The 20,229-nt window shown below is 46.4% G+C and carries 21 protein-coding genes; all 21 read left to right on the plus strand.

Annotated features, from left to right (window positions below; translation table 11 throughout):
* Nucleotides 1–270 (plus strand): flagellar biosynthesis protein FliQ, encoded by a 270-nt coding sequence (fliQ, locus tag AK965_RS11680; RefSeq protein WP_099079777.1) that lies wholly within the window; start codon nucleotides 1–3, stop codon nucleotides 268–270.
* Between the two features lie 8 nt (nucleotides 271–278).
* Nucleotides 279–1,061, plus strand: a complete 783-nt coding sequence (gene fliR / locus AK965_RS11685) for a flagellar biosynthetic protein FliR (protein ID WP_099079778.1) — start codon at nucleotides 279–281, stop codon at nucleotides 1,059–1,061.
* Nucleotides 1,062–1,070: 9 nt separating this feature from the next.
* Complete coding sequence (flhB, locus tag AK965_RS11690) at nucleotides 1,071–2,201, plus strand: flagellar biosynthesis protein FlhB (protein ID WP_099079779.1); 1,131 nt, start codon at nucleotides 1,071–1,073, stop codon at nucleotides 2,199–2,201.
* A 245-nt stretch (nucleotides 2,202–2,446) separates the two neighbouring features.
* Nucleotides 2,447–4,546 carry a flagellar biosynthesis protein FlhA gene (gene flhA / locus AK965_RS11695; RefSeq protein WP_099079780.1) on the plus strand — a complete coding sequence of 700 codons (2,100 nt, stop codon included), beginning with the start codon at nucleotides 2,447–2,449 and terminating at the stop codon, nucleotides 4,544–4,546.
* A gap of 28 nt (nucleotides 4,547–4,574) precedes the next feature.
* Entirely contained in the window at nucleotides 4,575–6,086 is a 1,512-nt protein-coding gene (gene flhF, locus AK965_RS11700) for a flagellar biosynthesis protein FlhF (RefSeq protein WP_099079781.1), read from the plus strand.
* A 14-nt stretch (nucleotides 6,087–6,100) separates the two neighbouring features.
* A complete protein-coding gene (locus tag AK965_RS11705) occupies nucleotides 6,101–6,988 on the plus strand; it encodes a MinD/ParA family protein (protein WP_099079782.1) in 888 nt (295 codons plus the stop codon).
* Nucleotides 6,981–7,715 (plus strand): RNA polymerase sigma factor FliA, encoded by a 735-nt coding sequence (locus AK965_RS11710; protein WP_099079783.1) that lies wholly within the window; start codon nucleotides 6,981–6,983, stop codon nucleotides 7,713–7,715. The genes AK965_RS11705 and AK965_RS11710 overlap by 8 nt, the downstream gene beginning before the upstream one ends.
* Nucleotides 7,716–7,760: 45 nt before the next feature.
* Nucleotides 7,761–8,129 (plus strand): chemotaxis response regulator CheY, encoded by a 369-nt coding sequence (cheY, locus tag AK965_RS11715; RefSeq protein ID WP_099079784.1) that lies wholly within the window; start codon nucleotides 7,761–7,763, stop codon nucleotides 8,127–8,129.
* A gap of 110 nt (nucleotides 8,130–8,239) precedes the next feature.
* Complete coding sequence (locus AK965_RS11720; protein WP_099079785.1) at nucleotides 8,240–8,980, plus strand: protein phosphatase CheZ; 741 nt, start codon at nucleotides 8,240–8,242, stop codon at nucleotides 8,978–8,980.
* 9 nt (nucleotides 8,981–8,989) lie between these two features.
* Nucleotides 8,990–11,212, plus strand: a complete 2,223-nt coding sequence (locus tag AK965_RS11725; RefSeq protein ID WP_099079786.1) for a chemotaxis protein CheA — start codon at nucleotides 8,990–8,992, stop codon at nucleotides 11,210–11,212.
* 29 nt (nucleotides 11,213–11,241) lie between these two features.
* A complete protein-coding gene (locus tag AK965_RS11730; RefSeq protein WP_099079787.1) occupies nucleotides 11,242–12,369 on the plus strand; it encodes a chemotaxis response regulator protein-glutamate methylesterase in 1,128 nt (375 codons plus the stop codon).
* Complete coding sequence (locus tag AK965_RS11735) at nucleotides 12,366–13,142, plus strand: ParA family protein (protein ID WP_099079788.1); 777 nt, start codon at nucleotides 12,366–12,368, stop codon at nucleotides 13,140–13,142. The genes AK965_RS11730 and AK965_RS11735 overlap by 4 nt, the downstream gene beginning before the upstream one ends.
* Nucleotides 13,135–14,172: a chemotaxis protein CheW gene (locus AK965_RS11740; protein WP_099079789.1), complete on the plus strand. Its 1,038-nt coding sequence runs from the start codon at nucleotides 13,135–13,137 to the stop codon at nucleotides 14,170–14,172. Before AK965_RS11735 ends, AK965_RS11740 begins: the two co-directional genes overlap by 8 nt.
* Nucleotides 14,173–14,206: 34 nt before the next feature.
* On the plus strand, nucleotides 14,207–14,701 hold the full coding sequence (locus tag AK965_RS11745) for a chemotaxis protein CheW (protein WP_099079790.1): 495 nt from the start codon (nucleotides 14,207–14,209) through the stop codon (nucleotides 14,699–14,701).
* 14 nt (nucleotides 14,702–14,715) lie between these two features.
* Nucleotides 14,716–15,207 carry a DUF2802 domain-containing protein gene (locus tag AK965_RS11750; protein WP_099079791.1) on the plus strand — a complete coding sequence of 164 codons (492 nt, stop codon included), beginning with the start codon at nucleotides 14,716–14,718 and terminating at the stop codon, nucleotides 15,205–15,207.
* 200 nt (nucleotides 15,208–15,407) lie between these two features.
* Nucleotides 15,408–16,025 carry a cytochrome c biogenesis heme-transporting ATPase CcmA gene (gene ccmA, locus AK965_RS11755; protein ID WP_099079792.1) on the plus strand — a complete coding sequence of 206 codons (618 nt, stop codon included), beginning with the start codon at nucleotides 15,408–15,410 and terminating at the stop codon, nucleotides 16,023–16,025.
* 1 nt (nucleotide 16,026) lies between these two features.
* Complete coding sequence (ccmB, locus tag AK965_RS11760) at nucleotides 16,027–16,695, plus strand: heme exporter protein CcmB (protein WP_099079793.1); 669 nt, start codon at nucleotides 16,027–16,029, stop codon at nucleotides 16,693–16,695.
* 109 nt (nucleotides 16,696–16,804) lie between these two features.
* On the plus strand, nucleotides 16,805–17,548 hold the full coding sequence (locus AK965_RS11765) for a heme ABC transporter permease (protein ID WP_099079794.1): 744 nt from the start codon (nucleotides 16,805–16,807) through the stop codon (nucleotides 17,546–17,548).
* Between the two features lie 12 nt (nucleotides 17,549–17,560).
* Nucleotides 17,561–17,767, plus strand: coding sequence for a heme exporter protein CcmD (gene ccmD / locus AK965_RS11770; RefSeq protein WP_099079795.1), 207 nt, complete (start codon nucleotides 17,561–17,563; stop codon nucleotides 17,765–17,767).
* On the plus strand, nucleotides 17,764–18,249 hold the full coding sequence (gene ccmE / locus AK965_RS11775; RefSeq protein ID WP_099079796.1) for a cytochrome c maturation protein CcmE: 486 nt from the start codon (nucleotides 17,764–17,766) through the stop codon (nucleotides 18,247–18,249). Before ccmD ends, ccmE begins: the two co-directional genes overlap by 4 nt.
* The gene (locus tag AK965_RS11780) at nucleotides 18,246–20,228 is read left to right on the plus strand and encodes a heme lyase CcmF/NrfE family subunit (RefSeq protein ID WP_099079797.1); all 1,983 of its coding nucleotides are present in this window, start codon (nucleotides 18,246–18,248) and stop codon (nucleotides 20,226–20,228) included. The genes ccmE and AK965_RS11780 overlap by 4 nt, the downstream gene beginning before the upstream one ends.
* Nucleotide 20,229: the final 1 nt, after the last annotated feature.

Raw genomic sequence — 20,229 nt, forward strand, 5'->3', positions numbered from 1 at the left:
ATGACTCCTGAAATGTTTGTCGATCTTTTCCGTGAGGCACTGTGGATGGTGCTTATCATGGTTTGTGCCATTATTATCCCAAGTTTGCTTATTGGTCTTATTGTGGCCGTATTTCAAGCGGCGACCTCTATTAATGAACAAACGCTGAGCTTTTTACCGCGTTTGATCGTGACCTTACTCGCGTTGATGCTGTTTGGCCATATGATGACGCAAATGATGATGGACTACTTCTATGGCTTGATTGAGCGTCTGCCTCAAGTGCTGTACTAGGGGCGATAATGGAGTATCCAACCGGGGTTGTCTTAGACTGGATCGCCAACTATTTCTGGCCTTATGCGCGCATCTCCGCGATGTTGATGGTGATGACGGTAACCGGAGCGCGTTTTGTCTCGCCTCGAATTCGCCTCTATCTTGGTCTTGCGATCACGTTTGCCGTGATGCCTGCCATTCCTGCTGTTCCACAAGATATTGAATTGCTCTCGTTTCGTGGCTTTATGACCATCGCCGAGCAAATTATCATTGGTGTTGCCATGGGAATGGTGACGCAGTTCATGATCCAAACCTTTGTATTGCTAGGTCAAATCCTCGGTATGCAGTCAAGTATCGGTTTTGCGTCAATGGTTGATCCTGCGAATGGTCAAAGTACGCCGGTACTGGGCCAGTTGTTTATGTTCCTAGCCACCATGTTCTTCCTAGCGACCGATGGGCACCTTAAGATGCTGCAATTGGTGGTGTTCAGTTTTAAAACCCTACCAATAGGCTCTGGTTCGTTAAATTCGGTCGATTTTCGTGAAATGGCGGGGTGGTTAGGCATCATGTTTAAAACGGCATTGAGTATGTCGTTGTCGGGTATTATTGCGCTACTGACCATTAACTTGTCATTTGGTGTCATGACCCGTGCAGCTCCTCAGTTGAACATCTTTTCTCTCGGTTTTGCATTTGCTCTGATGGTGGGTTTATTACTTTGTTGGTACATTCTGGCTGGTTTATACAGTCATTATGAAATGTTTTGGTCAGTGGGTGAGGCGCAGATTTGCCGGCTCATTCGCTTAGATTGTTAGGAGGCTGGTTTGGCAGAGTCAGACGGTCAGGAACGCACCGAAGAAGCCACACCCAGACGGTTACAACAGGCAAGAGAGAAGGGGCAAGTTGCTCGCTCAAAAGAGCTCGCATCCGCATCAGTATTGATTGTAGGGGCTGTCGCGTTAATGTGGTTTGGCGAGTCACTAGCACGCGCGTTGTTCTCTATCATGAGCCGTCTATTTGATCTGCAAAGGGATGAGATATTCGATACCTATAAGCTGTTCGATATTGCTAGTGGCGCGTTGCTTGACTTGTTATTTCCGTTATTCTTAATTCTTGTCACTTTGTTTGTCGCTGCTATTGTTGGTGCGGCAGGGTTAGGTGGGATCAGCTTTTCAGTCGAAGCGGCGATGCCTAAATTGTCGAAGATGAATCCTCTCAGTGGATTAAAGCGTATGGTAGGCATGCAGAGTTGGGTTGAACTTGTAAAGTCAATTTTAAAAGTGGCACTGGTCACTGGTGTGGCCATTTACCTGATCCAAGCATCGCAGGCCGATTTATTTCAGCTTAGTATGGATGTGTACCCACAAAACATCTTTCACGCCCTCGATATTCTGCTTAACTTCATTTTGCTGATCAGCTGTTCGCTATTGATTGTCGTCGCGATCGATATTCCCTTTCAGATCTGGCAACACGCTGATCAGTTAAAAATGACCAAGCAAGAGATCAAAGATGAATACAAGGAAACCGAAGGTAAGCCGGAGGTGAAAGGTCGTATTCGTATGTTGCAAAGAGAAGCCGCTCAGCGTCGCATGATGGCCGACGTCCCGCAAGCCGATGTTATCGTCACCAACCCTGAGCACTTCTCAGTGGCGTTACGCTATAAACAGAAAACCGATCGCGCGCCCATCGTCATTGCCAAAGGGACCGACCATATGGCAATGAAGATTCGAGAGGTAGCACGGGAACATGACATCACGATTGTCCCTGCTCCTCCATTGGCTCGTGCGCTTTATTACACCACAGATCTCGAACAGCAAATTCCCGATGGGCTATTCACCGCCGTCGCGCAAGTATTAGCGTTTGTTTTTCAGCTTAAACAATATCGTAAACGGGGTGGTCAGCGACCAAAAATCCAGGACTATGAATTTCCCATTCCTCCTGAGCACCGTCACTAATGAACGCGACGACGATGACAGTGGTTCCGAGCGAAAAAAAATGTATAAGCTCATAGGGTTGAGGGGTATTTGAGTGATTAGTCATTATTTTGGCGTTGAATGTGGTACACAGATTGCTTAAACAACAGGAATCAATAACAATAGCTAAATTTGACTAAAGCCGTTGCGTAGTATTTATGCCAGCATGTAGAAAGATCATCAGCATGTTGAAAGACGCTTCCTGACCGATTGAGACACCCCGCAGTATGAAGTTAAGCCTGCCATTTGCAGATAAATTACCAAAAATTCCTCAGCGCTCCATGCCGGCGATTGGTGCGCCTGTTATGGTTTTGGCCACCCTTGCGATGGTGGTTCTGCCTATACCTGCATTTCTGCTCGATCTGTTTTTCACCTTCAACATCGCACTCGCCATGGTCGTGTTGTTGGTCACGGTTTACACTCGTCGTCCGCTCGACTTTGCGGCTTTCCCGACTGTCCTTCTGATCGCGACATTGTTGCGTCTGGCGCTAAACGTGGCGTCGACACGTGTGGTATTACTTCACGGTCATGAAGGGGGCAACGCTGCGGGTAACGTTATTGAAGCGTTTGGTAGCGTCGTTATTGGCGGTAACTACGCTGTCGGTCTGGTGGTGTTCCTTATCTTGATGATCATTAACTTCATGGTCGTTACCAAAGGTGCGGGTCGTATTTCTGAGGTAAGTGCTCGCTTTACCTTGGACGCCTTACCGGGTAAGCAGATGGCGATCGACGCGGATTTGAACGCTGGTTTGATCGACCAAGAGCAAGCGCGTTTACGTCGTTTTGAAGTGACTAAAGAAGCAGACTTTTACGGCTCCATGGATGGTGCGTCCAAATTCGTAAAAGGTGACGCTATCGCCGGTATCTTGATCCTGTTTATTAACATCATCGGTGGCTTGTCTATCGGTATGGTTCAATATGGTTTGGGTTTTTCTGAAGCGATGCAAATCTACACCTTGTTGACCATCGGTGACGGTTTGGTGGCACAAATCCCATCATTATTGCTCTCTATTGCTGCGGCAATGATGGTAACGCGCCAAAATACTGATGAAGACATGGGTGAACAGCTGATTTTCCAGATGTTCGACAACCCGAAAGCGCTAATGATCACCGCCATTATTCTTGGTGTAATGGGCATCGTACCGGGCATGCCACATTTTTCTTTCTTATCGCTCGCTGCCGTTGCGGGTGGCGCTGCTTATTGGTTAGACAAAAAACGGAAGCAGAGAGCAAAAGAGCCGGCACTGCCCGCTAAGGCAGAAGATGGCAGTGAGCCGATTTCTCAACGTGAACTCTCATGGGATGATGTTCAACCGGTTGATATTATCGGCCTAGAAGTGGGTTATCGTTTGATTCCTTTGGTGGATCGAGATCAAGGTGGCGAATTGCTTGAGCGCGTAAAAGGTGTGCGTAAAAAACTGTCGCAAGACTTTGGTTTCCTGATCCCAGCTGTTCATATTCGTGACAACCTAGAACTTACACCAAACAGTTATCGAATCACCTTGATGGGGGTGGCAGTGGGTGAGGCGGAAATCCGCCCAGACCAAGAGCTTGCGATTAACCCAGGCCAGGTGTACGGGATGATTGAAGGTGAGCCAACCATAGACCCTGCGTTTGGACTCGAAGCCGTTTGGATTCGTGAGGAGCAGCGTGAGCATGCGCAGGCACTGGGTTATACCGTCGTGGACTCTTCTACGGTATTGGCCACTCATTTGAGCCAGTTACTGACCAATAATGCTTCCCAATTACTAGGTCATGAAGAAGTACAAAATCTAATGGAAATGTTAGGCCGTAGTGCGCCAAAACTGGTGGAGAGCTTCATTCCTGATCAGTTGCCTCTTGGTGTGGTCGTTAAAGTACTACAGAATTTGCTTAACGAAGCGATCCCAATTCGCGATATTCGAACTATCGTGCAGACGTTGGCTGAATATTCAAGCAAGAGTCAAGAAGCTGACATTCTCACCGCTGCGGCGCGTATCAGTTTGAAACGCTTAATTGTTCAGGAAATCAATGGCATAGAGCCTGAGTTGCCAGTGATTACGCTTATCCCTGAGCTGGAACAAATATTGCATCAGACTATGCAGGCGTCAGGGGGGGAGTCCGCGGGGATTGAGCCGGGACTGGCAGAGCGACTTCAGTCCTCTCTGAGCCAAGCAACACAGGAACAAGAATTGAGAGGTGAACCTGCTGTTCTGCTAACCTCTGGTGTATTGCGTTCCACACTGGCGAAGTTTGTTAAGAACACAATACCTAACCTCCGCGTACTGTCTTATCAAGAAATACCGGACGAAAAACAGATCAGAATTGTGCAAGCCGTGGGCAATTAGCTCCGTGCATTATTAATGGATTAATAGTTTGAAAATAAAACGATTTTTTGCCAAAGACATGCGAGCCGCGTTACTTCAAGTGAAAGAAGAACTCGGCGCGGACGCAGTGATCATGTCGAACAAGAAGGTGGCAGGTGGAGTAGAGATCGTTGCCGCGATTGATGGCGAGTTGAATGCTTCTCCCTCTGCAAGCGCACCATTACTATCAAGCCGCACCACCGTTCAGCCGAATCGTTATAGTGAACATCGCCAGATGTCTTCATCCGTCGCCGACCGTTTCCAACATCGTCGTTTGGATGAAGACAAAATCAGCCTAAATGCAAACAATGAAAAATCAGGCTCGATGACGCAACGCTTCGCGAACATGCTCAAGCAATATAGCAGCGGCGCCTCAGACTCTGACGAGCATGTTGCTGAAAACGAAGATTCGCTATCGGCGCTGTTACAACGCCAAAACAAGCACCGTGAAAGTTATGACCAAGAAAAGCCTGCACCGTATCAGGCAGACTCTCCTTTGGCAAAACTGATTGCTCAAGACAGTCGTTTTGAACGCCCAACCCCAAAGTTGGATCCAACGCGATATGACCGTCGTCGACCTACGGAAGATCGCGATGAGGCGGCGAGTGAGCTTGAGAACATGCGTGAAGAGATGACCTCGATTCGTCGCCTTCTTGAGCACCAAGTGTCGGGTTTGATGTGGCAAGAAGTCGAACGCCGTGAACCGCTGAGAGCGATGTTGATCAAACGCCTAGAGAGAATGGGCGTGTCTCCTGAGCTTGCTGATCAAATGGCGTGTTACATTCCAGAAGACACCAAACCGGCGCGAGCGTGGAAGGCTCTACTTTCTCTCGTGGCGGATCAAATCAATATTCCAAAGCAAGATATCCTTAAGCGTGGCGGAGTGGTTGCACTGCTCGGCCCAACGGGAGTGGGCAAAACCACCACCGTCGCTAAGCTTGCTGCGCGTGCTGCGATGGAATACGGTGCCGACAATGTCGCTTTGGTGACAACGGACACTTATCGTATCGGTGCACATGAGCAGCTCTCCATTTACGGAAGAATTATGGGATGTCCTGTAAGAGTTGCTAAAGATTCTAACGAGTTAGCCGATGTTATATATCAGCTAAGGAATAGAAGACTAATTTTGGTTGATACAGCCGGCATGGGGCAGCGAGATGTCAGACTCTCTGAGCAACTCGATACCCTGATGCAAGAGAGTGGTGAAGTGATTCATAGCTACCTTGTATTACCCGCGACTGCTCAACGTCGAGTGTTGCAAGAAACTCTGGACCATTTCCGACGCATTCCATTGTCGGGCTGTATTTTGACTAAGCTCGATGAGTCATTGAGCTTAGGTGAATTCATCAGTGTAGTGATTCAGAATGCAATACCAGTTGCTTATATTGCCAATGGTCAACGCGTGCCAGAAGACATTGTGATAGCACAACCAAAATACATGATCGCGAAAGCAAATGAACTGTTAGAGAAGTCGACAGAGAACGAACCTCACTTTTGGAACAGTGACAATGAAGAACTCTAGGGCGGCGGACTACTATGACTGAGAATATGATATACGATCAAGCAAGCGGCCTCCGTCGCTTAACGCAGCCATCATTGACCCAAGTAATCGCGGTTACCGGCGGAAAAGGTGGTGTGGGTAAATCAAACGTGACATTGGGTTTGGCGATTTGTATGGCTCGTCAAGGCAAGAAGGTGATGGTTCTTGATGCTGACCTAGGTTTGGCTAATGTTGACGTTATGCTCGGAATTCGCTCAAAACGTAATCTTGGGCATGTCCTAGCAGGAGAATGCGAGCTAAAAGATGCGATTGTTGAAGGCCCTTATGGTATAAAGATTGTCCCTGCAACGTCGGGCACACAAAGCATGACGGAACTCTCACATGCTCAACATGCCGGACTGATTCGCGCATTTGGTAGCCTTGAAGATGAGATGGATGTACTGCTGATCGATACCGCTGCGGGTATTTCAGACATGGTCATCAGCTTTTCTCGTGCAGCTCAAGAAGTGGTGGTTGTGGTTTGTGATGAACCGACTTCCATCACCGATGCTTACGCTTTAATTAAGCTATTGAGTAAAGAACATCAGGTGCAACGCTTCAAAGTTGTTGCAAATATGGTCAGAAGCTACCGTGAAGGTCGAGAATTGTTTGCAAAGTTGACGCTAGTCACAGAGCGGTTCTTGAATGTTAGCCTTGAACTCGTAGCATGTATTCCATTGGATGATAAAGTACGCCAGGCTGTTAAAAGGCAGAAGATAGTGGTGGATGCATTCCCTCGCTCTCCTGCGGCTTTAGCGATCAGCTCATTGGCGAACAAAGCTCTTACGTGGCCAATACCTAAAACACCAAGTGGTCACCTTGAGTTTTTTGTTGAAAGATTACTAAATCGTACCGAATTCACAGAGGACCCTTTTGGTGAATAACGCGATAACCTATAACCAACATGGCAGATTTAATAGTCAGCAAGCGTTCATCGAGCGCTACTCAGTGTTGGTTAAGCGTATTGCTCACCACCTGTTAGGCCGCTTACCGCCGAGTGTTCAGGTAGAAGATTTAATTCAGGCTGGAATGATCGGTCTTATCGAAGCTCAGCAGAATTATGATGGTTCTAAAGGTGCGAGCTTTGAAACTTATGCTGGTATCCGTATTCGCGGAGCAATGTTAGATGACATTCGCAAAGGCGATTGGGTACCACGTTCTGTTCATAAAAATAATCGAGAGATTAACCAAGCGGTTGCAGAACTGGAAGGCATTCTAAACCGTGATCCTTCAGACTCAGAAGTGGCAGCGCATCTCGGTATGACACTAACTCAATATCATAGTGCGCTTACCGACATAAACTGTTCAAGGTTAGTGGGGATTGAGGACTTAGGTGTCTCTGATGATGTGATTTCTCCAGCGGATGAAACCGATGATAGCAACCCGTTCAAAGGTGTGGCTGATGAATCGTTTCGAAAAGCACTGGTTGAATCAATAAAACAGCTCCCAGAGCGTGAAGCTTTGGTTCTTTCGCTTTATTATGACGAAGAACTTAACTTGAAAGAGATTGGCGATGTGTTGGGCGTAAGCGAATCTCGCGTAAGCCAAATACTGAGTCAATCTATGCAACGTTTACGCACCAAGCTCAGTGCGTGGACACAAAATGACTAAACACACTGATTTTACGATTCAGTGGAGGCAATTTTGAATAAAAACATGAAGATCCTTATTGTTGATGATTTCTCAACAATGCGCCGTATTGTTAAAAACCTACTTCGTGACTTGGGTTTCAATAACACTCAAGAAGCGGATGATGGTTTAACTGCATTACCAATGCTGAAAAAAGGTGACTTCGACTTTGTTGTGACTGATTGGAATATGCCGGGAATGCAGGGCATTGATTTGCTTAAACACATCCGTTCAGATGCAGAATTAAAGCACCTTCCTGTTCTTATGATCACTGCAGAAGCAAAGCGTGAACAGATCATCGAAGCCGCTCAAGCAGGTGTAAACGGTTACATCGTGAAGCCATTTACCGCAGCAACACTAAAAGAAAAATTAGATAAAATTTTCGAACGTTTATAACCCTTACTTTCTCTTTGTTAACCGAGTCATTACTCCTAATACTAAAGGATGGCTCGTTTGACACTTAAAAAGTGATAAGAAAGAACGAAACGTAAAAGGGTCTATTCAGGATGATCTCACTAGAGCAGGCGAAGTCGCTCGTTCAGATGCTAGAAAATGGGGAACAAGACCAAGCGAATGAGCTTGTTGCCTCGATATATGAAGGTGATGGAAATCCGATGCTTCAAGAAATCGGAACATTAACCCGTGACCTTCATGATTCACTTAATCAGTTCAATCTCGAACAACGCATGACTGAAATCGCGAAAGCGGAAATCCCAGACGCTAGGGATCGCCTGCAATACGTGATTGATAAAACCGAACTAGCGGCAAACAAAACCATGGATGCGGTTGAATGCTGCTTGCCTATCGCTGATAACCTGCACGAGTGCCTTCAACAAGTTCGCCCTCAGTGGAACGAACTCATGCATGGCCGCATAGAATTAAGCGAATTTAAAACGCTTTGTTACCGCATTGATGAACTTTTAGTTCAAGTCGAGGGTGACAGCACCGAGCTGCGTGGTCAATTGACCGAGATTCTAATGGCACAAGATTTCCAGGACTTAACTGGCCAAATCATTCGTCGCGTGATTACGCTTTCCAATGAAGTGGAAGATCGCCTGGTTGAGATCTTGACCGTCTTTTCTGGTAGTAAAGCCGCAGAACCGACTCAAGTTTTTGCAAAACCGACAGATAAAAAGAATAAACCATCAAGTGAAGCAGAAGGCCCTATTCTTCATCCAGAGCTAAGGGAAGATGCGGTTTCATCGCAGGACGAAGTCGATGACTTATTGTCCAGTCTTGGATTTTAAAGGTAACGTATGAGCTACGATTTAGACGAAGATATTCTTCAGGACTTTCTCATTGAGGCTGGAGAAATCCTGGAACTGCTGTCTGAGCAGTTGGTAGAGCTGGAAAATAACCCAGAAGATAGGGACTTACTTAACGCGATTTTCCGCGGCTTCCACACGGTTAAAGGTGGTGCTGGCTTCTTGTCTTTAACTGAACTGGTGGACACTTGTCACGGTGCAGAGAACGTGTTCGACGTGTTGCGAAATGGCCAACGCTCAGTCACGCAAGGTCTAATGGATACCATGTTGAAAGCGTTGGATACAGTGAATACTCAGTTCCAAGCGGTTCAAGATCATGAGCCTTTAGACGCGGCAGATCCCGCATTGCTTGATGAACTTCACCGTCTTTGCAAACCAGAATCTGAAGACGAAATCGCGGCAGTGGTTGATGCGCCTATTGTAACGCCTGAGCCTGTTGTCGAGCAGCCAGTTGTACCCGCACAGTCAAACTCTGCGTCAGCAAGTGTTGGCTCTGTTGATGAAATCACTCAAGACGAGTTCGAAAGGCTGCTTGATGAGCTGCACGGTAAAGGTACGGCTCCGGGGGCATCCACGCAAACGCCAGATGTGCCAGAAGAGCAGCTTCAAGTGAATACCCCTGTGGCAGACAGTGGTGACATTACCGACGATGAGTTCGAGAGACTTCTAGATGAGCTGCATGGCATCGGTAAGAGCCCGTCTGCATCAGACGCTGTCTCAGTTGAGCCGCCAAAAGCGCAAGAGCCAGTTGCTCTAGCTGCATCTTCGTTTTCAAGTGATAGTGACCTGATGACAGATGAAGAGTTCGAAAAGCTGCTTGATGAATTGCATGGTGCAGGTAAAGGCCCATCAATTGAAGAGCTCGAGTTTGCAACAAAACCTGCATCGGAAAATGTTGTATCTGAAACGCCAAAAGCGAAATCAGCACCTCAGCCTGAACCTGTCACCGTGGTGCCCGAATCTAAGCCGGAAGTAAAACCGATTGCGATAAAAAAAGAAGCTAAAGCAGTAGCGCCTGCGGCTAAAAAACCGCAAACGGAAGCCACGGTTCGTGTTGATACTTCAACCTTAGACACCATCATGAATATGGTGGGGGAATTGGTGTTGGTTCGTAATCGTCTACTCAGTCTTGGCTTGAACAGCAACGATGAGGAAATGTCGAAAGCGGTATCCAACTTGGATGTTGTGACTGCCGATCTTCAAGGCGCAGTAATGAAAACCCGCATGCAGCCAATCAAAAAAGTATTTGGCCGTTTCCCTCGCGTGGTTCGCGACTTAGCGCGTAATCTGAATAAAGACATTGTGCTGGAAATACGCGGTGAAGAGACCGACCTAGATAAAAACCTAGTAGAAGCATTAGCGGATCCATTGATTCACTTGGTGCGTAACTCGGTTGACCACGGCATTGAGATGCCCGATGACCGCGTAAATGCGGGCAAATCACGCACTGGTAAAGTGATTCTTTCTGCATCTCAAGAAGGTGACCATATTGAACTGGCTATCGTCGATGATGGTGGCGGTATGGATCCAGATAAACTTCGTGGTATCGCAGTGAAACGTGGCATGATGGACGATGACGCAGCGGCTCGCCTTACCGATAAAGAATGCTTTAATCTGATCTTTGCACCAGGCTTCTCAAGTAAAGAAAAAATTTCTGATATCTCCGGTCGTGGCGTGGGCATGGATGTGGTTAAGACGGCAATCAATACCCTAAATGGCTCTATTGATATCGACTCTGAGCTTGGCAAAGGAACGAAGATTACTATCAAAGTACCATTAACACTGGCAATCTTGCCGACGTTGATGGTTGGCGTTGGAGGCCACCCGTTTGCGTTGCCGTTAGCGTCTGTGAATGAAATTTTCCATTTAGATCTTAGCCGTACCAATGTTGTCGATGGTCAATTAACCATTATTGTTCGCGATAAGTCTATTCCTTTGTTCTACCTACAGAATTGGCTAGCACCGAAGTCTCCTCGCATTCAAGAACGTACTGGGCATGGTCACGTGGTGATTGTTCAAATTGGCAGCCAGCGCGTAGGGTTTGTGGTTGATACTCTAATTGGCCAAGAAGAAGTGGTTATCAAGCCACTAGACAACTTATTGCAAGGTACGCCAGGAATGGCTGGTGCGACGATCACGAGTGATGGTCACATTGCATTGATTCTTGATGTACCAGATCTACTTAAGCAGTATGCTGCAGCTTCACGTATTTAAGTGAAGCTGAAGTTTATAAAAGGAATAAAATGGCGATTAAAGTACTAGTCGTTGATGATTCAAGTTTTTTCCGTCGTCGCGTAAGTGAAATCATCAACTCAGAATCGCGCCTAGAAGTGATAGACGTTGCTGTTAATGGTCGAGAAGCGGTAGAAAAAGCCAAATCACTGAAGCCAGATGTCATCACGATGGATATTGAAATGCCAGTCATGGACGGTATCACTGCCGTTCGTGAAATCATGGCTACGTCTCCTACGCCAATCCTGATGTTTTCATCCCTGACTCACGATGGGGCGAAAGCCACACTTGACGCACTAGATGCTGGTGCGCTGGATTTTTTACCGAAAAAATTCGAAGACATTGCACGTAATCGTGATGAAGCGGTGTCGCTACTTCAGCAGCGTGTGATTCAAATTGCTTCTAAGCGTGCCTTTCTGCGTCGCCCAATCGCAAAACCGGCTGCGATGCCTGCCAGTTCGATTAGTCGTCCATTGGCATCTCGTATGGCAGCGCCAACCGCATCGACGCTAAGTCGTCCATTGGCAGCAAAATTCCGCGCTTCGGGCAAAAAATATCAGTTAACCGCAATCGGTACTTCAACCGGTGGCCCTGTTGCACTGCAGAAGATACTGACCCGCCTGCCAGTCAATTTTCCGCACCCCATTGTGCTGATCCAACATATGCCAGCAACCTTTACCGCAGCGTTTGCTAGTCGCTTGAATACACTATGTAAGATTCAAGTTAAAGAGGCACAAGATGGTGATGTGTTACAGGCTGGCGTTGCTTACCTAGCACCAGGCGGCAAACAAATGATGGTGGATGGTCGCGCGGGTGCGGCTCGCCTTCGAATTATCGATGGTGGCGATCGTATGAACTACAAACCATGCGTTGATGTGACTTTTGGTTCGGCGGCGAAAGTATACGGCGACAAAGTACTGTCCATGGTGCTGACAGGCATGGGTGCAGATGGTCGTGAAGGTGCACGCATGTTGAAAACGGCAGGCTCAACCATTTGGGCGCAAGACGAAGAAAGTTGTGTCGTATATGGCATGCCGCAAGCCGTCGCGAAAGCGGGCATCTCTACTGAAGATTTACCTCTTGACCGTATCGCAGAGCGAATGTTGGTAGAAGTCGGTTTAGCGCAGGAAACATCATGATCGTTTGGAGTGTAGCGAACCAAAAAGGTGGAGTGGGTAAAACCACGTCGACGGTGACATTAGCGGGTCTGCTAAGTCAGAAGGGACATCGTGTGCTGATGGTCGATACCGATCCACATGCGTCGCTGACCACTTACCTTGGGTATGACTCAGACACCGTTGCTTCAAGTCTGTTTGACTTATTCCAGCTTAAGACGTTTTCGCGAGATACGGTAAAGCCGTTGATCTTGCAAACCGAGTTGGAAGGGATGGACATTATTCCTGCGCATATGTCATTGGCAACGTTGGATCGTGTTATGGGTAACCGCAGTGGTATGGGGTTAATCTTAAAACGAGCCCTTCAGGCGGTTGCTCAAGATTACGACTATGTGTTGATCGATTGTCCACCAATCTTAGGTGTGATGATGGTAAATGCACTGGCAGCGAGCGATCGAATTTTGATTCCCGTACAAACTGAGTTCTTAGCAATGAAGGGCCTAGAGCGAATGATTCGTACGTTAACTATCATGCAGAAATCGCGTCCTGATGGTTTCAAGGTTACCATTGTGCCAACCATGTACGATAAGCGCACGAAGGCGTCATTACAGACGTTAATGCAGCTGAAGAAAGATTACCCAAATCAAGTTTGGACGTCAGCAGTACCGATTGATACTAAGTTCCGAGATGCAAGTTTAAAGCATCTGCCAGTATCGCATTTTGCTTCTGGTAGCCGCGGCGTATTCGCATATAAGCAGTTATTGCTTTACTTGGAGAGGTTAATGTTCGATGAGTAGTCACGACATACTTTCCAGTGAACAAGCACTTGATGATTACTTTAGCGCGTTGCTTGGTGACGAGCCTGGTGCATCTGAGTTAGAAGATGAGTTTGACTTGCTGGCGAAGGAAGTATTGTCTACAGAGCCAGAGCCCAAATTACAACTGCAATACGCAGAACCGGAGTCGTATCAATACAGCGAAATGCATTCTCCAGAGTTAGAAGCGCCTAATTTGGAAGACGTTCAGCGATTGCTTAGCCAACTTGAGTCCACCAATGTGGTGGCAGAGTTGGACATCGACGACATTCTGGAGCAAAACACCATTGATATTGCAACTGAAGCAAAAGTCGTGGTGCCAGAAGTTGAAGTCAAAACAGCGTTGGAACCCGTTGAAGAAATTCAAGAGTGGGTGATCGACGAAGAGCCGATGCCGACTGTTGAGGTTGAACAACCTGAGCCAGTTTGGGAGCAACCAGAAATTGAAATGGTTGAACCGAATGTTGATGTTGAAGTGGAAATTGAACAACACACTGAGACAGAAACAGAACTGGAAACCGAAGCGGGTGCACAGTTACCCAATACTTGGAAAAGTACGCAGCGAAGCGCTGACTTTCAAGTGCTGTACTTTGATGTGAATGGCGTTACATTTGCCGTTCCATTGGATGAGTTGGGTGGTATTCACAATATTACAGAGCTGAACCACTTGATTGGTCGCCCTGCTTGGTACTTAGGTTTACAAACCAGTCGCGAGCAGCAGTTTGATGTTGTTGATACTGCAAAGTGGGTGATGGCTGATAAGCTTCGCAATGACGAATACAAAGATAAATATCAATATGTTGTTATGCTTGGCGATAGCATGTGGGGGCTAGCAAGTAACCAGTTAATGGGCACTGAAACTCTCAATGCTGATAAAGTCCGCTGGCGAGAACAGGCCGCCAAACGCCCGTGGCTCGCTGGAATGGTGAAAGAAAAAATGTGTGCTTTAATTCATGTCCAAGCACTTATAGGCATGCTAAACGACGGTTTAGATGTAAAATCAATGAATTAGATTTGGTCGGGAACGACATTAATGAGGATTAATTATGTCTCAAGCTTTTGAAGTTGAAGTGAAGAAAGATACATCGAATGACGAAGTTCTTCAGTGGGTGACGTTCCAATTAGAAGAAGAGACGTATGGCATCAACGTGATGCAAGTTCGTGAAGTCCTTCGCTATACAGAAATCGCTCCAGTCCCAGGCGCGCCAGATTACGTGTTAGGTATTATCAACCTACGTGGTAACGTTGTTACGGTTATTGATACACGCTCTCGTTTTGGCTTGATGGAAGGCGAAGTAACGGACAACACTCGCATAATCGTAATCGAGTCTGAACGTCAAGTGATCGGTATTCTTGTCGACAGTGTGGCGGAAGTGGTTTACTTACGTTCTTCTGAAATTGATACAACACCGTCTGTTGGTACCGATGAGAGTGCGAAGTTCATCCAAGGCGTAAGCAACCGTGACGGTAAACTGCTTATCCTTGTGGATTTGAACAAGTTACTTTCCGATGATGAATGGGATGAGATGGCTTACCTGTAACTGGTTGAAGAATCATGGCTGAAGAAACCTTTTTATCTTTGCCACTCTTAGTCGGTGGTGCGGCTTTTGTTATCCTAGCTTTGCTTTTGGTGCCGTTACGTATACGTGCAGGCTTAAGCAAGCAAATGGATCACCAGCGTGCGCAAGCTCGAAATGCCGAAAAAGAACGACAAAAGTTAAATAAGCAATTATTGGAAGTTCGCTCGGTGGTTGTTGGCTTAGGTCAGAAAGTCACTGAGCAAGAAGATGTTATTCGACATTTAAATGAGCGTGTTCGTGAGCTTGAACATGCTGATACAGACGGTCGCATGTACAGTCGCGCTTCAAAAATGGTTCAACTTGGTGCTGATATTAATGAGCTGATTGAAGAGTGTGAATTGCCAAAAGCTGAAGCGGAATTAATGCTTTCTTTGCAGAAAAAACTGGCTGGCAAAGAGAAGATCCCACCGTTGAGTAGTCAACCCTCTGATGAGCCGAGCTATCCACCGTTTGGAAGGCATCGATAAATGTATAAAAAAAGAAGCTACGGCTTCTTTTTTTATTTTTAAAATAAAAGCTTATAACCAAATATGATTAATTTCATTAAAGTGTGACTACAAGTTAACAAAAACTCACGAACTTACATACATCATCGCTTTCTTATCCTGTTTTGTCATATCTAAGCTGTGGTAATATAGCGACTCATTCATAATTTAGTTGAAGCTCTATGTTAGAAGTCTCTAACCTAACAGCGATCCGTGATGAGAGGATCCTGTTTGAAAACCTGCAGTTTGAAATTAAGCCTGGTGAATTAGTTCAAATAGAAGGGCGCAATGGTACAGGCAAAACGACATTGTTGCGTATTGTGACTGGGTTAGGCGACAGAGAAGAAGGTATCATCAAATGGAAAGGCGAGGTGATTGAGAAGTCTCGTGATCTTTTCCACCAAGATTTGCTTTTTTTAGGGCACCAAACTGGCGTGAAGAGAGAACTCACCGCGCTAGAGAACCTACGTTTTTATCAGTCTATTCATAATAATCGTTCCTCCGATGAAGAAATCTTTGCTGCTTTGACTCAAGTGGGCCTGGCTGGCAGAGAAGATGTGCCTGTAGCACAGCTTTCTGCGGGGCAGCAACGCCGAGTTGCGTTAGCAAGACTTTGGTTGAGTAACCAAATTTTATGGATTTTGGATGAGCCTCTAACAGCCATTGATAAACAAGGTATTAAAGTGCTTGAGTCACTGTTTGCGCGCCATACAGAGAATGGTGGCATTGTGATGTTAACCACACACCAAGATATGTTTGCAGATAGCACGAAACTTAGAAAAATTAAGTTGGGTGATTGAGATGATCTCTTCAATGACAACCATTATCCGTCGTGAGCTATTGATCGCATTTCGTCGTCAGGCCGATATTTTAAACCCACTGTGGTTCTTTATTATTGTAATCACTTTGTTCCCGTTGAGTATTGGACCTGAGCCAAATTTGTTAGCACGTATTGCTGCAGGCATTGTTTGGGTTGCTGCATTACTCTCTGCGTTATTATCATTGGAACGTCTATTTCGTGATGATTTTCAAGACGGTGCACTTGAGCAAATGATGCTAATGCCGATTCCTTTGCAACTTGTTGTTCTTTCAAAGGTGATGGCTCATTGGTTGTTAACGGGGTTACCTCTGATTTTGATCAGCCCACTGTTGGCCGTTTTGCTTTCTCTCGATTTTAACACCTGGTTGTCTGTGGTTCTGACACTGGTTATCGGTACGCCAGCGCTTAGCTTTATTGGTGCAATTGGCGTGGCATTAACCGTTGGGTTGCAAAAGGGTGGCGTACTTTTGAGTTTGCTGATTCTTCCGCTCTATATTCCAATTTTGATTTTTGCGACATCTGCAATTGATGCCGCTGCACTTGGTATGGCGTATAACGGTCAGTTGGCAATTTTAGGCGCGATGTTGATGGGGGCAATGACGTTAACCCCATTTGCGATAAGTGCGGCATTAAGAGTTAGTGTTAATTAACTCAATAAAGAGCGTCCTACTCGACGTTTGATCAAAGAATTATTTTTAAAGCACTGCTACGGTCTCGGCCCTCTGGATAGTGTCCCTGAAGTAAGAGCGAGAATTAAACATGTGGAAATGGCTCCATCCTTATGCCAAGCCAGAAACAGCTTATCATCTGAGTGGTAAGTTTCTCCCTTGGTTTTCTGTATTGGCCTTAGTCTGCTTATCGGTAGGTACGATTTGGGGGCTTGCGTTTGCTCCATCGGATTATCAACAAGGTGACAGTTTCCGAATTATTTATATTCACGTCCCTTCCGCCATTTGGTCGATGGGCGTTTATATGTCGATGGCGATTGCTGCATTTATTGGTCTAGTATGGCAGGTTCGGCTTTCTAACATGGCTGCTTTGGCAATGGCGCCGATTGGGGCGGTGTTTACCTTTATTGCCTTATTAACAGGAGCAGTCTGGGGAAAACCAATGTGGGGCACTTGGTGGGTGTGGGATGCACGCTTAACGTCTGAACTGATTCTTCTATTTTTATACCTGGGTGTGATTGCGCTTTACCACGCCTTTGATGATCAAAAAACAGCGGCAAAAGCGGCGGGTATTTTGGCGATCGTTGGTGTGGTTAATCTTCCTATTATTCACTTCTCTGTGGAGTGGTGGAACACGCTTCACCAAGGGGCAACGATTACAAAATTTGAAAAACCATCTATTTCGGCAAATATGCTTTGGCCGTTGCTATTGAATATTTTTGGCTTTGCGTTTTTCTTCGGTGCAGTGACGATGGTGCGTTTTAGAAACGAAATTATCAGCAAAGAGAGTCACCGACCTTGGGTGCGCAAGCTTGCTGCTGACAAAGCGCAGTGAGGGAATTGAATTATGCATTTTGAAACTCTAAGCGATTTATTTGCCATGGGTGGCTACGCGGCATACGTGTGGAGCGCATTTGGTATTACCTTTTTATCTATGATCATTTTGTTGGTTTCAAGTCTTCGTCGAGGGGATGCGTTATTGAAAGAAGTACAGGCAAAAATTGATCGTCAAACGCGCGTTGACGCGGCGAAAAATATGGAGAACACCTTATGAACCCGAGACGTAAAAAGAGGCTAGGCATTATTTTAGCCATTTTTATCGGTATCAGTGCCACGGTTGGTTTGATGCTTTATGCACTCAACCAAAACATGGATCTCTTCTATACGCCGACAGAGCTAGTTAACGGTAAGCCTGATGGCAGTAAGCCAGAGGTGGGTCAGCGTCTACGTATTGGCGGTATGGTTGTAGAGGGGTCTGTTCGTCGTGATCCTGAGTCTTTAAAAGTGAGTTTTGATCTGCACGATGTCGGCCCAAAAGTGACTATCGTTTACGAAGGTATTCTTCCGGACTTGTTCCGTGAAGGGCAGGGCATTGTTGCTCAAGGTATTCTAGAGAATGCAACAACAGTAAAAGCGTTCGAAGTTCTTGCGAAACACGACGAAGAGTACATGCCTCCAGAGATCGCGGAAGCCATGAAGAAAACGCATGAACCTTTGCAATATACTACCGAACAGAAACAAGGAAGCGGCCAATGATTGCTGAAATCGGTCACTTTGCTCTCATTCTATCGCTTGCGATGGCGGTGCTGTTAAGCATTCTGCCGTTATGGGGAGCATCAAACAACAACACTATGCTGATGAATACAGCACGACCGTTATCATGGTCGATGTTCATCATGCTGTTTTTCTCATTTATTATCTTGTGTTGGGGTTTTTATACTAACGACTTCACGCTGCAATATGTTGCGAGCAATTCAAACAGCCAACTTCCTTGGTACTACCGTTTAACTGCGGTTTGGGGCGCGCACGAAGGTTCACTATTGCTTTGGGTTCTGATTCAAGCAGCGTGGACGGTGGCGGTTGCAACCTTCAGCCGTGGTATGCCACAAGAATCGGTTGCTCGTGTACTTGCTGTAATGGGTATGATCTCAGTGGGTTTCCTACTGTTCATTATTCTGACGTCAAACCCATTCCTACGTACGTTGCCATTCTTCCCGGTAGACGGTCGTGACTTGAACCCATTGCTGCAAGACCCGGGTTTGATCGTTCACCCACCAATGCTCTACATGGGTTATGTTGGCTTCTCGGTTGCTTTCTCGTTTGCGATTGCGTCTCTAATGACTGGCCGTCTTGATACGGCTTGGGCCCGTTGGTCTCGTCCTTGGACAACAGCAGCATGGGTATTCTTAACACTGGGTATCGCACTAGGTTCTTGGTGGGCTTACTACGAACTTGGCTGGGGTGGTTGGTGGTTCTGGGATCCAGTAGAAAACGCATCATTCATGCCTTGGCTAGCGGGTACGGCACTCATGCACTCCCTAGCAGTAACGGAAAAACGTGGCACGTTTAAAGCGTGGACAGTACTACTGGCGATCTCTGCATTCTCACTGAGCCTACTTGGTACTTTCTTGGTGCGCTCTGGTATTTTGGTATCAGTGCATGCGTTTGCGTCTGATCCATCCCGCGGTATGTTCATCCTAGGCTTTCTAGTGTTTGTCATCGGCGGTTCGCTATTACTGTTTGCTGTAAAAGGCGCTGCCGTCCGTGTTCGCGGCAACTTTGATTTGGTATCGCGTGAAAACGCACTACTATCAAATAACATCATTATTATAGCTGCGCTTGTGGTTGTGCTTGTCGGTACACTACTGCCATTGGTTCATAAGCAAATTGGCCTTGGTTCGGTTTCTATTGGTGCGCCATTCTTTGACATGTTGTTTGCTTGGCTGATGATGCCATTCTCGTTCTTGCTAGGCATTGGTCCTCTGATCCGTTGGAAGCGTGACAATTTATCTAAGCTTGTTAAGCCAATGATTATCTCTGGCATCTTGTCTTTCGGCCTAGCCGCTGTGTGTGTTTACTTGTTTGCAGATTTCTTCTCAGTCATGGCTTACATTGGTTGGGTAATGGCAATCTGGATCATCTCGATGCACGGTTTTGAGCTATATGAACGCGCAACGCACCGTCATAGCTTTGTTGAGGGCGTACGTAAACTACAACGCAGCCACTGGGCGATGATGCTAGGCCATATTGGCCTTGCTGTTACCATTATCGGTATTGCGATGGTGCAAAACTACAGCATCGAGCGTGATGTTCGCTTGGCCCCTGGTGAGCACTTCAAGATTTATGGTTACGATTTTTACTTCTCTGGTTTGCGTGATAAAGATGGTCCGAACTATGACGGCTACATCGCAGACTTTGAAATCACTAACGATGGTAAATATGTTAATACGCTGCATGCGGAGAAGCGTTTTTACCGTACTGCGAAGTCAATGATGACAGAAGCGGCAATCGACCGAGGCATCACTCGCGACTTATACATTGCGATGGGTGAGCGTTTAGATGACAACCGTTCTTGGGCTGTACGTATTTACTACAAACCATTCGTTCGTTGGATTTGGGCTGGTTCTTTGATCATGTCTTTAGGTGGTATGTTAGCGATCTCTGATAGACGTTACCGCTTTCGTAAAACAACGAAGAAAGACGGGCAATCCAAGCTAGCGGAGAAGGAGGCATAAT

This window comes from Vibrio sp. PID17_43 (assembly GCF_002608565.1).
Lineage (GTDB): Bacteria > Pseudomonadota > Gammaproteobacteria > Enterobacterales > Vibrionaceae > Vibrio.